The sequence below is a fragment of the Mesorhizobium sp. B2-5-11 genome (assembly GCF_006440835.1).
Taxonomy (GTDB): domain Bacteria; phylum Pseudomonadota; class Alphaproteobacteria; order Rhizobiales; family Rhizobiaceae; genus Mesorhizobium.
Genome location: NZ_VFUK01000002.1, coordinates 52,921 through 67,791, shown reverse-complemented (window position 1 = coordinate 67,791; position 14,871 = coordinate 52,921). Strand labels below are relative to the sequence as shown.

Here is a 14,871-nt window from a genome sequence, read left to right as displayed (position 1 = left end):
TCTACAGCGCCCCCCACTGTCCTGCCGGACATCTCCCCCACGAGGGGGGAGATTGGCCGTCACGACGGCTTTCGCCAATTGGCGACGTCACAGGAGAGGGTGGAGCGCTGAAGCAGCCAATCTCTCCCCAAGTGGGGGAGATGTCCGGCAGGACAGAGGGGGGCGCGAAGGAACGCGACGCTCGCTAAAGGTCCTTTGGGTGGCGCAGCGTGCAGCGCGCGTCTGACCCCCGCATCTCCGCCGGTATCCTCGCGCTTGCGGCGATCGGGCTCCTGATCGGCGGCGCGTTTGCGGGTCTTCTTTTCGAAGGCGCGAACGATTTCTCCGGAGCCTGGGCAGCCTTCGATCCTTATCTCCTGCGCGTCGTGCGCTTTACGTTGTGGCAGGCGGCGCTTTCGACGCTGTTGTCGGTGGCGCCGGCCCTGTTCGTGGCTCGCGCGCTGTCGCGGCATCCGCGCTTTCCCGGCCGCGGCTTCATCCTCCAGCTCTTCGCCCTGCCGTTGGCGCTGCCGGCGATCGTGGCGGCGCTCGGCATCCTGGCGCTCTATGGCCGCGCCGGCTATTTCGCCGGCTTTCTTGGTGCCGTCGGCGGTTACAATTGGCCGGGCATCTATGGCCTCTCCGGCATCCTCGTTGCTCATGTCTTCTTCAACCTGCCGCTGGCCACGCGGCTGTTCCTCGAAGCGCTGCAAACCATCCACGCCGACCAATGGCGGCTGGCGAGCCAGCTCGGCATGGGTGCCGCACCGGCTTTCCGGCTGATCGAGTGGCCGACACTGCGCGCCGCTCTGCCGGGCGTCGCCGGCCTGGTGTTCATGCTCTGCATCACGTCCTTCACGATCGTGCTGACGCTGGGCGGTGGCCCCGGCGCGACGACGCTGGAGGTCGGCATCTACCAGGCTCTGCGTTTCGATTTCGATCCCGCGCGGGCGGTGGCGCTGACGCTGCTGCAGATCGCGCTGACCTTTGTCGTGGTGCTGGCGTTGACGCGGCTCGGCGCCAACACCACCGGCGACGCCAATCTGCCGGTGGCGCCGCGCCGCTACGTCTCGGCCGGCAGGACCGAGGCCGCGCTGAATGCCGCGCTCGTCGTGCTGGCCCTTTTGTTCGTCGCCGGGCCGATGACGGCGACGGTGATGTCAGGCCTCGGCGCCGACCTCGGTCGTCTCGCCGGCGAAGCGGCGGTGCGGCAGGCGACGCTGACCAGCGCCGTGCTGGCTTTCCTGTCGGCGCTGCTGTCGGTTGCGCTGTCGCTTTCGCTCGTCATGGCGCGCCGCGTGCTGGCCCTGAAGCGCCGCTCCGGTCCGCGGACCGTGCTCGAACACGCCACCGACACCGGTGCCGGCTTCGTCCTGGTCGTGCCGCCCATCGTCATCGGCGCCGGCTGGTTCCTTCTGCTGCGCCATGTCGGCGATGTCTTTGCCATAGCCCCGGTCATGGTCGTCACTGTCAATGCAGTCATGGCGATGCCTTTCGCCATCCGTGCCATCCGCCCCGCCTATGATGCGGCGAGCGAGCGCCATGAGCGGCTCTGCGCGCTTCTGGGAATAGCGGGCTGGGCCCGGTTGCGGCTGGTCGACTGGCCCTCGCTGCGACGGCCGCTGGCCACCGCCTTCGCGTTTGCCATGGCGCTGTCGCTTGGCGATCTCGGCGTCATCGCATTGTTCGGCAGTGATTCCGTGCAGACCTTGCCCTACCTTCTCCTGGCGCGCATGGGCAGCTACCGTACCGAGGACGCCGCCGGCCTGGCGCTGCTGCTCGGTCTGGTCTGCCTTGCGCTTGTGGTGGCGGCGAGCGGGCTGGGAAGGGGAGAACGAGACTGATGGCTGCGGGCGCCACCAATGGTGCGACAAGGGGAGCCGAGGTGCGGCTGGACACGGTCTCGTTCAGCTACGGCGACGCGCCGCTCGTTTTCGATGTCGATTTCGCCGCGTCGAAAATTACCGCCATCATGGGGCCGAGCGGCTCGGGCAAGTCGACGCTGCTCAATCTGGTGGCGGGCTTCGAGACGCCGCAGGCTGGCCGCGTGCTGATCGGCGGCGCCGATGTCGGCGCGGCGCCGCCTTCGGCGCGGCCGGTGTCGATGGTGTTCCAGGAAAACAATCTTTTTGCCCATCTTTCGGTCGAAAAGAATGTCGGGCTCGGCCGCTCGCCCTCGCTGCGGCTGACCGAGGCCGACCGCGCTGACATCGCGGAGGCGATCGCGCGCACCGGCCTCGCGGGCAAGGAAAGACGCCTGCCGCGCGAACTTTCGGGAGGCGAACGCCAGCGTGTCGCATTGGCGCGCGTGCTGGTTCGCAACCGCCCCGTGCTTCTTCTGGACGAGCCTTTCGCTTCACTCGGACCGGCCTTGCGCGACGACATGCTCGATCTTGTCGCCGACGTGCGTGCCGAGCGGGGCATGACGCTGCTGTTCGTCACGCATCAGCCACAGGACGCACGCCGTATTTGTGAGGAGGTGGTGTTCCTCGACAACGGCATGGTTGCCGCCAAGGGCAAGGCGGATGATTTCTTTGCCGGGGCTGGTCCTGAAGTTTTCCGGCGCTATGTTGGCACAAGCGCCTGGGAGGCTGGATCACGAGATATTGCCCGGAAGCGGACATAATTTACGCTCAAACCGGCTCCTGGCGACGGGGCGATTGCTTGCCATGACAGAGGTAGTGTGGCTAGGTCCGCCCTGTACCGGTCCGGTGCAGGCCGTGATTTGCCTGCAGCATCCGCCGCGCGTTGGTATGGCGTGGATGCTGTAATGCTTTGATTTGCGCATGAGCCCTTGCGAGGATCGCCCCGATTTTCGCGGGCATGCGCCAGACCCGAAAGGAAGCCGTTCTGCCGACCGGCACGGAAAGACCAAGAGGGAAAATGCTGGCGCGCTTTCTGGCGCTGGCCGGCTTTGTCGTGGCCCTGGCAAGCTGCCAGATGTTCACACCTCCGGAAGTCCAGGAATCCGGCTTCCAGCCTTCCGACAAACCGATCACGGTCGACAATGTCGCGGCCAATAACAAATTGGCCGAACTGGCCAAGGCGCAGCATCCACGCATCCTGGCGACCTATGGCGGCGAATACTCCGATCCCAAGCTCGAGCGCATGGTCGCCAAGGTCGTAGGCAGCCTGACGGTGGTGTCGGCCAACCCGACCCAGACCTATCGTATCACCATCCTCAATTCGCCCAACGTCAATGCCTTCGCACTGCCGGGCGGCTATCTCTACGTCACGCGCGGCCTGCTGGCGCTGGCCAATGATTCGGCCGAGCTCGCCGCCGTCATCGCGCATGAGATGGGCCACGTCACCGCCAACCACGGCCTGCAGCGCCAGCAGCTCGAGGCCGAGGAGGGGCTCGCCACCAAGGTTGTTTCCGACGTGCTCGGCGACAGCCCGACCGCCAAGGCGGCGCTGATCCGCGGCAAGCTGAGACTGGCGCAGTTTTCGCGTAACCAGGAACTGGAGGCCGATGCGATCGGCATCAAGTCGATCGGCGAAGCCGGCTACGATCCTTACGCCGCCGGCCGCTTCCTGCAGTCCATGTCGGCCTACACCGATTTCCGCTCGATCAGCGGCGCCACCGACGCCAGCCTCGATTTCCTGGCAACGCATCCCAATACGCCGCAGCGTATCGACCTTGCGCAACGCCATGCCCGCCAGTTCGGCCCGCCGGGCGTCGGCACCCGCGATCGCGACGCCTTCCTCGCCGGGATAGACGGCCTGCTCTACGGCGACACGCCGGAAGAAGGGTATGTGCGCGGCGAGACCTTTCTGCATCCGGGCCTGGGCGTGTCCTTCTCGGTGCCGGAGGGCTTCATCATCGACAATTCGGCCGCCGCCGTGACGGCGACCGGGCCGGGCGACATTGCGATCCGCTTCGACGGCGTGTCGATCGACAAGAACCGTGCGCTGACCGATTATATCAGGAGCGGCTGGGTGGCCGGTCTCGACGACGCGAGCGTCAGGCAGGAAACGATCAACGGCAACGAGGCGGCGACGGCGCATGCAGGCGCCGAAGGCTGGCAGTTCGATATCGCGGTAATCCGCGCCGGCGGCCAGGTCTACCGGCTGCTGACGGCGGCACCATCCGCCAGCACGTCGCTCGACACCGTGGCGCGTTCCGTCAGCGGCTCGTTCCGCATTCTGAGTGCCGCCGAAAAGGCGGCGCTGAAGCCGCTGCATATCCGCGTGGTCACCGTCCAGCCGGGGCAGACGATGGGTTCGCTTTCGGCGCAGATGGTCGGCGTCGACCGCAAACTCGACCTGTTCCGGGTGCTCAACGCGCTGTCGCCGGGGGCTGCGGTTTCGGCCGGCGACAAGGTCAAGATCGTCACCGACAAATAGCCGATAGTCGGCGCTGACCCGCTCTCTCGTTTCTGGGACGAGAAACTTCTAGGTAGTTTTCCTGGAATGGATTTAGGCGGCGGTGGCGAGGAATTCCGGGTTCTGCTTCACCAGCGCCACTTTCAGCTTTTCCATGGCGCGGGCCTCGATCTGGCGCACGCGTTCCTTGGAAATGCCAAGCGTCTCGCCGAGCGCTTCGAGCGTCGCGCCCTCGTCGCTCAGCCGACGCTCCTCGATGATGCGCAGCTCACGCGCGTTGAGTGCGGCAAGCGCCGCCTTCAGCCACATCGAGCGGCGTTCGATATCGATGGTGTCGCTGACGACCTCGTCGGGCAAGGGATCGTCCGACACGAGGAAGTCCATCCGCTCGGTCGCGCCCCCATCGTCGGCAAGCGGGACATTGAGGGAGGAGTCGGGCGCCGAGAGCCGCGAATCCATCAGCGCGACATCGGCTTCGGAGACGCCGAGGGCCGCTGAAACCTCGCGGTACAACGTCCTGTTCGACAGCGGCTCCGCGGCGCCGTTCGCCAGCCGGGCGCGCAGGCGCCGCAGGTTGAAGAACAGAGCCTTTTGCGCCGAGCTGGTGCCGCCGCGCACGATCGACCAGTTGCGCAGGATGTAGTCCTGCATCGAGGCCCGGATCCACCAGGTCGCATAGGTCGAAAACCGCACTTCGCGCTCCGGCTCGAAACGGGCCGCGGCCTCGAGCAGGCCGACATGGCCCTCCTGGACCAGATCGCCAAGCGGCAGGCCGTAATGACGGAATTTGGAGGCCATGGAAATGACCAGGCGCATATGCGCCACGGTGATGCTGTGCAGCGCGTTCTGGTCGTTGTCCTTTTTCCAGCGCAGCGCCAGCCGCAACTCCTCGTCGCGTTCGAGATAGGGAGCCCTCATTGCCGCGCGGACCATGATCCGTCCTGCCGTGTCTTCCATCATGAGGCACTCCCTGGCTCTGGCGATACGGATGTCATTTCGAAACCCGGCAGCCGCTCGACTTGAAATGACGGCGTCCTGCCCTACAACGAATGCAAAACGTGCCATGCGCGGGAAAGGTTCCGCCGCCGGCGGCGCGGCGTGGAGGCTGCGCGAAAAAACTCCGGGCGGGTTCGAGGCACCGCCAGAAACGTCAGTGGTAGAATCCGATTCCGAATAATGGATGTTTTTGAAATCTCATTCCTTATTTTTTCAACTCACATCTGTCAATTTCCAGCGCTCACACACCATGCCGGATATCAGGCCAGGACGGGATCACAGAAAAATGAAATGGCTCAAGTCGCTCATCGTCGCCGGAACTTTGCAGGTTCTGGCTGTTACCGCAGGCTATGCCGGCGCCAATCTCGACCAAATCAAGCAGGCCGGCGTCATCAAGGTCGGCACGGAGGGCACCTACGCACCCTTTACCTATCATGATGCCGGCGGAGCGCTGGTCGGCTTCGATGTCGAAATCGCCAAGGCGATCGGCGACAAGCTCGGCGTGAAGGTAGAGTTCCTCGAGGGCAAATGGGACGGGCTGATCGCGGGCCTCGATGCCAACCGCTATGACGCGGTCATCAACGAAGTCGGCATCACCGACGCCCGCAAGGCGAAATACGATTTCTCCGACCCCTACATCGCCTCCAAGGCAGTGCTGATCGTGCGCGGCGACAATACCGACATCAAGAGTTTCGCCGATCTCAAGGGCAAGAAGTCGGCGCAGTCGCTGACTTCGAATTTCGGCAAACTGGCCGAGGCCAACGGCGCCGAACTGGTCGGCACCGACGGGTTCGACCAGTCGATCCAGCTGCTTCTGACCGGCCGCGCCGACGCAACCATCAATGACAGCCTGTCCTTCCTCGACTTCAAGAAGCACAAGCCGGATGCCAATGTGAAGATCGCGGCCCAGGAAGAGAACGCCGACTATTCCGGCGTCATCGTTCGCAAGGGCGACCCGGAACTGGTTGCCGCGATCAACAAGGCGCTGGCCGACATCAAGGCAGACGGCACCTATCAGAAGATCGCAGACAAGTATTTCGGCCAGGACGTTTCGAAGTAATTTACGGCCGGGCCGTTGGCGGCCCGCGCGACATCGCCCGGCGGCGGACCGTTTTGACGGCCCGCCGCCTTTCGCGTGATATACGGCAGTCGCAAGAAGGAGCCTTTCGTGCCGCACTGGCTGCAACTCATGCTGGAATCGCTGCCTTCGCTGCTATGGGCCGCGTTGATCTTCACCGTACCGCTGACGCTCCTGTCCTTTGTGCTTGGCTTGAGCGTCGGTCTCGGAACCGCGCTGATCCGGCTCTTCGGGCCAATGCCCCTGGTCGCGGTGGCGCGCTTCTACGTGTGGATATTCCGCGGCACGCCGCTCTTGGTGCAGCTGTTCCTGATCTTCTACGGCCTGCCCTCGGTCGGCATCCTGCTTGACGCGTTCCCCGCGGCGTTGATCGGCTTCACGCTCAATATCGGCGCCTATTCGTCGGAAATCATTCGCGCGGCGATAGGCGCGGTGCCAAAGGGGCAATGGGAGGCGGCCTATTCGATCGGCATGACCTGGAGCCAGGCGATGCGCCGCACCATCTTGCCGCAGGCTGGGCGCGTGGCGGTGCCGCCGCTCTCCAACACCTTCATCTCGCTGGTCAAGGACACGTCGCTGGCCGCCGCCATCACCGTGCCGGAAATGTTCCAGGCCGCGCAGCGCATCGTCGCCACCACCTATGAGCCGCTGATCCTCTATGTCGAGGCGGCGATCCTCTATCTGGCGATGAGTTCGGTGCTGTCGGCCTTGCAGACGCGGCTGGAGGCGCGGCTCAATCGCTATGGCGGGTTCCTGGAGGCGCGCTCGTGATCGACCTTGCCAACATCGAAAAGCGCTTCGGCGACAATCTCGTGCTGAAGGGCGTGACGGTTGCCATTGCCGAAGGCAGCGTCACCGCGCTGGTCGGTCCTTCGGGTGGTGGCAAAAGTACGCTGCTGCGCTGCATCAACCTGCTTGAGATCCCAACTTCGGGCACAGTGCGTATCGGCGATCAGGCGCTGGAGTTCCATCCGGGAGCGAAGGTGGCGGCCCGGGACATTCAGCGGCTGCGGCTGCAGACCGGCATGGTGTTCCAGAACTTCCAACTGTTCCCGCATCGCACCGCGATCGAGAACGTCATGGAAGGGCTGGTGACGGTGCTGAAGTGGCCCCAGGCACGGGCGCGCGAACGGGCGCTCGCGCTGCTGGAAAAGGTCGGCATGGCGCACAAGGTCGATGCCTGGCCGGCAACGCTGTCGGGCGGCCAGCAGCAGCGGGTAGCGATCGCCCGGGCGCTGGCGCCGTCGCCAAAGGTGCTTTTGTGCGACGAGCCGACCTCCGCGCTCGACCCGGAACTGGCGCAGGAAGTCGTCGACGTGCTCGGCCGGCTCGCCAGCGAGGGGACGACGATGGTGATGGCCACGCACGATCTGCGGCTTGCTTCAAAGATCGCTCGCGAGGTGGTGTTCCTCGACGCCGGCATTGTCGTCGAAAAGGGCCCCGCAGCGGTGCTGTTCGGCAATCCGGAGCGCGAACGGACAAGGCGATTCATCGCGACGCTAAAGCAGGAAATGGCGGAGAAGGAGGGTGGGGGAGAAGGCGGTAATTTCTCGTCCTAGGCCTGCGCTACCCTTGCCCCCTGCCGGGCATTTCCTCGTGAGCCGGCCGTCAGGCACGGTGTTTCTATTTCGATGGACGGGCGTGTCCATGCGCTGCAATAGTCGGGCTGATGGTTCGCAACGTTGCTCTTGTTCTCGGTGGTGGCGGGGCCGCCGGAAATGCCTGGCTGATCGGCATCATCGCGGGCCTCGCCGAAGCTGGTGTCGATCTGACGGAGGCCGCCGATCTGGTGATCGGAACCTCGGCAGGCGCCAATGCGGTAGTGCAGGTGCGCAGCGGCATACCGCCGGGCGAACTGTTGGCCGCGGTGCTGTCCCCGCTGCCGGTTCAACCGGCCGGACCGAGCCGTCAACCGCCGTTGCCGCCGATGGATAGTGTATTCGAGCGGATGCGTTCTATTTCCGCCGCCGCTACCTCGGCAGCCGATCTGCAACGGGCGATGGGCGCATTCGGATTGGAGAGCGATGCCAAATTCGGACCTGAAGTGGCCAAACAGCGGCGCGCGCTGGTCGCCGCCAGATTGCCTCGCCATGAATGGCCGGAAAGGCCGATGATCGTGGTGGCCGTCGACGCGCTTACCGGTGAACTGGCCGCGTTCGACCGCGATTCCGGCGTCGATCTGGTTGACGCGGCCACCGCGAGCACCGCGCTGCCCGGTGCGGGGCCCACGCACAGCATCAATGGCGTCCGCTACATCTCCGGTGGCGTGCGCTCCGCCGATAATGCCGACCTTGCCTCGGGCTATGCGAACGTGATCGTGCTCTCGCCGTTCAGCGGACGGAGCCGACCGCTACCGGAAGGCCAGTTCGAGGGCCTGCGCAGACCGCCGGGCGCGGACCTTGCAAGCGAGGTCGAAGCCCTGCGCCAGCAGGGCAGCCGGGTGGTGGTGATCACGCCTGATGTCGATTTCCCGCGCCGCAATGGGCACCAACCAGATGGATCTGGCGACCCGCATCCCCGCGGCCAGTGCCGGTTTCGCCCAAGGCAAGAAGGAAGCGACCCGCGTAACGTTCCTGTGACGATTGCACGCCGAGGGCGTGCACCAACTTTCCAAATATTGCCTGCAACAAAAAACCCGGCGCAAGACCGGGTTTTTCAAAAACTCAAAAGGCGCAAGGCCTCAAGCAGCTTCTTCCTGCTCGGCTTCCTCATTGTCGGCCTTGGCGCCGCGCTTAGGGCCCTTGTTGAGATTGACCTCGATCAAACGCACGGCTTCGGTTTCCGACATGCGGTTGACAGCGGCGATCTCGCGGGCCATGCGGTCGAGCGCGGCTTCGTAGAGCTGGCGTTCGGAATAGGACTGCTCCGGCTGGTTGTCGGCGCGGTAGAGGTCGCGAACAACTTCCGAGATCGAGATCAGGTCGCCGGAATTGATCTTGGCATCATATTCCTGCGCGCGACGCGACCACATGGTGCGCTTGACGCGGGCGCGGCCTTGCACGACCTTCAGTGCGCGTTCGACATAATCCTCTTCCGACAGCTTGCGCATGCCGATCGAGGTTGCCTTGGCGACCGGCACCTTGAGGCGCATCTTGTCCTTCTGGAAATCGATGACGAACAGTTCCAGCTTGTGCCCGGCCACTTCCTGCTCGTCGATCGAGACGATCTGGCCGACACCATGCGCCGGATAGACGATGTACTCGCCGGTCTTGAAACCGTGACGTGCAGCGGTGGACTTCTTCTGCGGGGTGATCGTTGCCATTACGCCCTGAACTCCTTGTTGTGGGCCGGCGGCGGTGCCGGCTGAACTCGCGCGATCGGGTTACCGATCATTAGCCGCACAACAGATGAACCCACCGGAAAAGCCGGGACCGGCAAACCGCACGATTGCGATCGCCTGGCCCAGATCGCTCTGGTCCGATATGGGATTTTCACCTTTCAGTGATTTGGGGCGTTAGCGCCATAAATCGACGTTGTGTCACCGGCATGTTTCGCTCATGTAACACAAAAAGTCGGAAGAATCAAGGTTTTGCTGCATAAGCGAAGGCCACAGGTTCACGCCGCCTGTCAAGGCGGTTAATAGGCCGTACCTCTTACGCCGCGTCATGCCGGTTGAAACGGCAGCGCTGTCAGTCGCCTTCTCCGGGTTCAGCCGAGAAATATTTCTCGAACTTGCCGGCCTCGCCATCGAAGGCCTTGGCGTCGGCCGGCGGCTCCTTCTTGGCGGTGATATTAGGCCATTTCTCAGCGTATTCGGTGTTTATCTGCAGCCATTTGTCGAGGCCCGACTCAGTATCGGGCTTGATCGCGTCGGCGGGGCATTCCGGTTCGCAGACACCGCAGTCAATGCACTCGTCGGGATGGATGACGAGCATGTTCTCGCCCTCGTAGAAACAGTCGACCGGACAGACCTCGATGCAGTCCATATATTTGCATTTGATGCAATTGTCGGTCACGACATAGGTCATCGATCTGCTCCGGGACGTCCCGTTTTTGTTGGCTTTTTCCGTGAGGTAACGCCTTTGGCGCCCGCTTGCAAGGGCGGCCATTCCGGCCATGCCGGCATTGCCGGAATGGAATTCCAACGGCTCGGCAATGGCGGGCATCGGTCATGTGCTCGGACCGTTGTGTCGGCGGCGTGGAAGAACATACATGCCTCCGTGCACCGGCGGTCAGTCGTCGCCAAGCAAGCGGTCGGTCTCGCGGCGCTCCTTCTTCGTGGGGCGGCCGCTTCCGGCCTCGCGCAGCCCTGGGATCGCGTCGGGAGGCGCCTCGCCCGTCGGTGCGGCAGGCGGCGACATGTCTTCGTAGAGCGTGCGTGCCTCCACGGCGGGGCCGCGCCGGCTTCCCGCATCGAGCACCTTCCAGATGAAGATGCGCCGCTCCAGCGTGATGGTCAGGACGTCGCCAGGCTTGACCAGGTCGGAGGCCTGCGCTGCTTTGTCGCGATTGATGCGCACCCGGCCGGCCACGACCAGTTTGGCGGCCAGCGAGCGCGATTTCACCGCGCGCGAGAAGAACAGCCATTTGTCGATACGCTGGCGGTCGGTGGCCATCGGGGCGACCATCGGATCCTGTGCGGCTATTTCTTCAGCTGGTCGCGCAAAGCGGCGAGCTTGGCGAAGGGAGAGTCGGGATCGAAGCGCACCGGGCGCTCCTCGCGCGGTTTTGCCTGAAACGAGGGTTTGCCGCCTTGCGGGCCGCCCTTGCCTTCCGGACTGCCGCCCGGCCGGCCCTCACGGCGGTCAGAACGCTCGCCCTGCGGCTTTCCCTCCCGCCGTTCCCCGCCTTCGCCTTGCGGCCTGGGCTTGAACTTCGAGCGATCGAAACGCGGCTTGCCGGCGCCATCGCGGCGCCCTTCATGGGCGAGCCGGGTGCCGGGCTGGCCGACAGCGGCATCCGCCGGGGCATCGGAGCGCGCCGCCTGGCCGTTGCGCGGCCGGGCGCGGTTCTCGTGGTGACGGTGACGAGGCCGCTGGTCGAAGCGGCCCTGCCGCCACAACAGGATCGGCTTAGGCTCTTCGGCTTCCGCAGCGGGTCCCTGTTGGGGAGCGTCGGCGCTGTCCCCCTCCTCGCCTCGCTCCGCGATCTCCCCCGTCGAGGGGGAAGTGAGAGCGTCGGCGCTTTCGGCGGCAGGAGTCTCAGGCACGGCTTCTGCTACAGGCGCAACCTCTTCCGTAGCTTCGGCTGGAGCTTCGGGTTGTTCTTCCGCAACAGTTTCGGCCGGTTCCGCAATGGGTTCAGCAGGAATTTCGACGGCGGTCTGGGCAGTCGCAGTTTCCGGATCTTCCGCTGATGTCTCCTCAGGCGTGTCCGTCGCAGCCGCCTCCGCCGCCTTGGCCTGCTCGGTGCGCGCGGCCTCTTCCGCTGCCAGCTTGGCCGCCACGGCTTCCCGGGCGGCATTGTCCTGCGCTTCCAGCCGTGCCTTGATTTCGGCCGCCGGCTTCGGCTCGGCACGATAGCCAAGACCTTTCAGGATTTCTTCCATGTCGTCGGCCGTGGCGCCGAGAATCGACATCATCGGCGGCGTCACCATGAAAGACTGGCCATCATAGGCGCCATCCGGACGCTGGCCGAGGCCGGGCTTCCAGTTGGTCGCCGGGCGGATCAGGTCGGCCAGCCGTTCCAGAATGTCGATGCGCACGGCGCGGCGGCCGAGATTTCGGTAGCCCGCAAGCTTGTAGAAGGCCTTGTCGAAAGCCGGATCGATGACCACCGAGGTGCGGCCCGATGCCAGCGCATGGACGACGTCGCCGAAGCCGAGCTTGTCCTTGCCATCGTTTTTCAGCGCCCACAGCAACGTCACCAATCCCGCGGGCGCCGGCTTGATCAGCGCCGGCACGAAGACATGATAGGCGCCGAAGCGCACGCCCAGCCGGCGCAATGCCGCGCGGCCTTCCTGGTCGAGCGACTTCATCTCCTCGGCGATGTCGCGACGATTGATAAGGCCGAAATTCTCGACCAGCTGGAAGGCAATGCCGCGGCCGATACCCGATATCTGCTCGGCATTCTTCAAATCGACCAGCGGCTTCAGCAGGGATTCGATCTGGAAATTGACGAAGCGCTCGGCACGCGCCGCGACCTTGTCACGCGCTGGGCCGGTCAGCTGTTCATCGGCCAAAAGCACCAGGCGCGGCTTCAGCGCGTCCTCGCCGGCAACAAGCGTGCCGATCGGCGCGCCGATCCAGCGCAGCGTGCCGTCGGAACCGAGCGCGATGTCGCCATTGGCGCATGCGCCGAAGCGTTCGGCGCGTGCCTCGAACTCCGCCGCCAGCGCCTTCTGGGCGGCCGCGCGCACGGCCTTGGCGTCTTCGCCGCCAGCGCTCTGATCGGCGGTGAAACGGAACCCCTGCAACTCGCCGACATGGTGGCCTTCGACGAGGACGGTTCCGGTTGGGCTTATTTCGGCTTCAGGCATGGTATTTTCTCTAAGGCGCCGCATGAGGACGGAAGTCCTGCGGTCTACGAAGCGTTTCGTCAACCGCTCATGCAGCGCATCCGACAATCTGTCTTCGATTTCGCGCGTCTTTTCCTGCCAGTGTGCCTGATCGGCCAGCCAGCCGGGCCGGTTCGACACGAATGTCCAGGTGCGGATCTGGGCGATGCGATGCGACAGCGTATCGATGTCGCCCTCGGTGGTGTCGGCGCGGCGCACCTGCTCGGCCATGTAATTCTCGTCGACATGGCCATGCCTGGCGAGGTCCATGTAGATCGACGCAATGAGGTCGGCGTGCTGGGCCGGCGCTATCTTGCGGTAGTCGGGGAGCGCGCAGGCCTCCCACAGCAGCGCGACGCGCCTTGCGTCGGTGGCGAGCGCCCTGATGTCCTCGTCACGCGACAGGTGCTCAAGCGCCTGCGCATCGACTGCCGGCAGCGCACGGGTCAGGCCTTCCACCGGGGCATTGGTCTCGATCGAGCGCTTCAGCGCGTCGAGGCTGGCGAAATTGAAACGCGCTGTGCGCCACTGCAGAACCTTCACGGGGTCGAAGTCGTGGCTTTCGATCTTCTTGACCAATTCCTCGTCCAGCGGGTCGACCTGGCCGGTGACGCCAAAGGTGCCGTCGCGCAGGTGCCGGCCGGCGCGCCCGGCGATCTGGCCAAGTTCGGCCGCCGTCAGGTTGCGATACTGATAGCCGTCGAACTTGCGGTTCTGGGCGAAGGCGACATGGTCGAGATCGAGGTTAAGGCCCATGCCGATGGCATCGGTGGCGACGAGATAGTCGACGTCGCCCGACTGAAACAGCGCCACCTGGGCGTTGCGGGTGCGGGGCGAGAGCGCGCCAAGCACGACGGCCGCACCGCCCTGCTGGCGGCGGATCAGTTCGGCGATGGCATAGACCTCGTCGGCGGAGAAGGCGACGATCGCTGTGCGCCGGGGCAAGCGGGTCAGCTTCTTCGAACCGGCATAGGCCAGATGTGACAGCCGCGGTCGTGTCACCACCGAGACGCCTTTCAACAGGCGCTGCAAGATGCCGTGCATGGTGGCGGCGCCGAGCAGCAGCGTCTCCTGGCGGCCGCGCAGATGCAGGATGCGGTCGGTGAAGATGTGGCCGCGCTCGAGGTCCCCGGCAAGCTGCACCTCGTCGATGGCGACGAAGGCGGCATCGGTCTCGCGCGGCATGGCTTCGACGGTACAGACCGAATATCTGGCGCCTGGCGGCTGGATCTTCTCCTCGCCGGTGATGAGCGCCACCTTGTGGGCACCGACCTTTTCGCAGACGCGGGTGTAGACCTCTCGCGCCAAGAGCCTGAGCGGCAGGCCGATGATGCCGCTTTCATGCGCCACCATGCGCTCGATGGCGAGATGGGTCTTGCCTGTGTTGGTCGGCCCAAGCACGGCAGTCACGTCGCGACCCGATAGGATCAGCGGCTCGGTGGGTTTCGGATGGATGTTCATCGGCTCGGAAATAAGGCTTTCTGGCCTCTCATTGTCGGGAGCACGCCTCGGGTGGCGCGTATGACAGGCGACACATAGGGATTTCAGGCGCGAAGCGAAAGCGGAATGTTCCGCTGGCGGTTCGAAGTCACCTCCGTCGAGCTTCGGTTCGGCTGCTGATTAAGGGTTGGAACGAGTCTGGAACGAATCGGCGACGAATCGCTGACTCGCCCGGATTCAGGTTTTGTTCACGGCTAGATGTGGAGTTTTGGCTGATGATCCTTACCACATGCTGAATCACGGAATTGGCCCGTTTCATGCTAGGCGAGAGCCGCCGTTAACTTTCGCTGGCAAAGCCGTGTGGCAGCCCGCCTTGCTTCATCCAAGCTTATGAAATTGTTGAACTTTCTTAATAGAAATTAACAGTTTGATAGGCGATTGCAACTGCTCTCGTTAACATTGCGGCCAAACATGGAACGAAAGGGCGACGAATCGGCGATGTCGGGATTTTCCCTGTTTGTTCACGACAAGATGTAGTGTTACGCACAGGTTTTCCACCGACAATGCACAGCTTATCCAGGCAGTTTTGCACAATACCCGCTGCCGCGATTAACCT

General features: G+C 64.3%; 12 protein-coding genes. 6 read left to right on the top strand and 6 right to left on the bottom strand.

The genetic code is table 11. From position 1 onward, the window contains the following. Positions 1-209: 209 nt before the first annotated feature. The 3 genes from thiP (at position 210) to FJ490_RS07405 (ending at position 4,326) form a co-directional block, all read left to right on the top strand. Positions 210-1,823 (top strand): thiamine/thiamine pyrophosphate ABC transporter permease, encoded by a 1,614-nt coding sequence (gene thiP, locus FJ490_RS07415; RefSeq protein ID WP_140729283.1) that lies wholly within the window; start codon positions 210-212, stop codon positions 1,821-1,823. Then, positions 1,823-2,605, top strand: coding sequence for a thiamine ABC transporter ATP-binding protein (gene thiQ, locus FJ490_RS07410; RefSeq protein ID WP_140729282.1), 783 nt, complete (start codon positions 1,823-1,825; stop codon positions 2,603-2,605). The genes thiP and thiQ overlap by 1 nt, the downstream gene beginning before the upstream one ends. A gap of 257 nt (positions 2,606-2,862) precedes the next feature. Then, positions 2,863-4,326 (top strand): M48 family metalloprotease, encoded by a 1,464-nt coding sequence (locus FJ490_RS07405; protein WP_140493312.1) that lies wholly within the window; start codon positions 2,863-2,865, stop codon positions 4,324-4,326. Positions 4,327-4,398: 72 nt separating this feature from the next. Here the strand turns inward: FJ490_RS07405 and FJ490_RS07400 are convergent, their stop codons facing one another. Continuing rightward, positions 4,399-5,265, bottom strand: coding sequence for an RNA polymerase factor sigma-32 (locus FJ490_RS07400; RefSeq protein ID WP_140517570.1), 867 nt, complete (start codon positions 5,263-5,265; stop codon positions 4,399-4,401). Between the two features lie 322 nt (positions 5,266-5,587). On the opposite strand from FJ490_RS07400, the gene FJ490_RS07395 reads away from it, so the two are divergent. From FJ490_RS07395 to FJ490_RS07385, 3 genes are all read left to right on the top strand, one after another. Then, the gene (locus tag FJ490_RS07395) at positions 5,588-6,361 is read left to right on the top strand and encodes an amino acid ABC transporter substrate-binding protein (protein WP_140493318.1); all 774 of its coding nucleotides are present in this window, start codon (positions 5,588-5,590) and stop codon (positions 6,359-6,361) included. A gap of 108 nt (positions 6,362-6,469) precedes the next feature. Next, a complete protein-coding gene (locus FJ490_RS07390; protein ID WP_140517571.1) occupies positions 6,470-7,150 on the top strand; it encodes an ABC transporter permease subunit in 681 nt (226 codons plus the stop codon). Then, on the top strand, positions 7,147-7,938 hold the full coding sequence (locus tag FJ490_RS07385) for an amino acid ABC transporter ATP-binding protein (RefSeq protein ID WP_140654769.1): 792 nt from the start codon (positions 7,147-7,149) through the stop codon (positions 7,936-7,938). Before FJ490_RS07390 ends, FJ490_RS07385 begins: the two co-directional genes overlap by 4 nt. On the opposite strand, the gene FJ490_RS33025 is transcribed toward FJ490_RS07385, so the two are convergent. The 5 genes from FJ490_RS33025 to FJ490_RS07360 form a co-directional block, all read right to left on the bottom strand. Beyond that, on the bottom strand, positions 7,935-8,612 hold the full coding sequence (locus tag FJ490_RS33025) for a hypothetical protein (protein ID WP_246672779.1): 678 nt from the start codon (positions 8,610-8,612) through the stop codon (positions 7,935-7,937). The genes FJ490_RS07385 and FJ490_RS33025 overlap by 4 nt on opposite strands. Before the next feature lie 447 nt (positions 8,613-9,059). After that, entirely contained in the window at positions 9,060-9,641 is a 582-nt protein-coding gene (locus FJ490_RS07375) for a CarD family transcriptional regulator (protein WP_006327799.1), read from the bottom strand. A gap of 367 nt (positions 9,642-10,008) precedes the next feature. Further along, complete coding sequence (fdxA, locus tag FJ490_RS07370) at positions 10,009-10,347, bottom strand: ferredoxin FdxA (protein ID WP_140493333.1); 339 nt, start codon at positions 10,345-10,347, stop codon at positions 10,009-10,011. A gap of 204 nt (positions 10,348-10,551) precedes the next feature. Beyond that, the gene (locus FJ490_RS07365) at positions 10,552-10,947 is read right to left on the bottom strand and encodes an RNA-binding S4 domain-containing protein (RefSeq protein ID WP_224518929.1); all 396 of its coding nucleotides are present in this window, start codon (positions 10,945-10,947) and stop codon (positions 10,552-10,554) included. A gap of 14 nt (positions 10,948-10,961) precedes the next feature. After that, the gene (locus tag FJ490_RS07360) at positions 10,962-14,276 is read right to left on the bottom strand and encodes a helicase-related protein (RefSeq protein ID WP_140729281.1); all 3,315 of its coding nucleotides are present in this window, start codon (positions 14,274-14,276) and stop codon (positions 10,962-10,964) included. Between the last annotated feature and the right edge of the window lie 595 nt (positions 14,277-14,871).

Coding starts and splice junctions, on each gene's coding strand:
- FJ490_RS07405 (WP_140493312.1), top strand. CDS start 2,863: ATGCTGGCGCGCTTTCTGGCGCTGGCCGGCTTTGTCGTGGCCCTGGCA.
- FJ490_RS07360 (WP_140729281.1), bottom strand. CDS start 14,276: ATGAACATCCATCCGAAACCCACCGAGCCGCTGATCCTATCGGGTCGC.
- FJ490_RS07400 (WP_140517570.1), bottom strand. CDS start 5,265: ATGATGGAAGACACGGCAGGACGGATCATGGTCCGCGCGGCAATGAGG.
- FJ490_RS07365 (WP_224518929.1), bottom strand. CDS start 10,947: ATGGTCGCCCCGATGGCCACCGACCGCCAGCGTATCGACAAATGGCTG.
- thiQ (WP_140729282.1), top strand. CDS start 1,823: ATGGCTGCGGGCGCCACCAATGGTGCGACAAGGGGAGCCGAGGTGCGG.
- fdxA (WP_140493333.1), bottom strand. CDS start 10,347: ATGACCTATGTCGTGACCGACAATTGCATCAAATGCAAATATATGGAC.
- FJ490_RS07375 (WP_006327799.1), bottom strand. CDS start 9,641: ATGGCAACGATCACCCCGCAGAAGAAGTCCACCGCTGCACGTCACGGT.
- FJ490_RS07395 (WP_140493318.1), top strand. CDS start 5,588: ATGAAATGGCTCAAGTCGCTCATCGTCGCCGGAACTTTGCAGGTTCTG.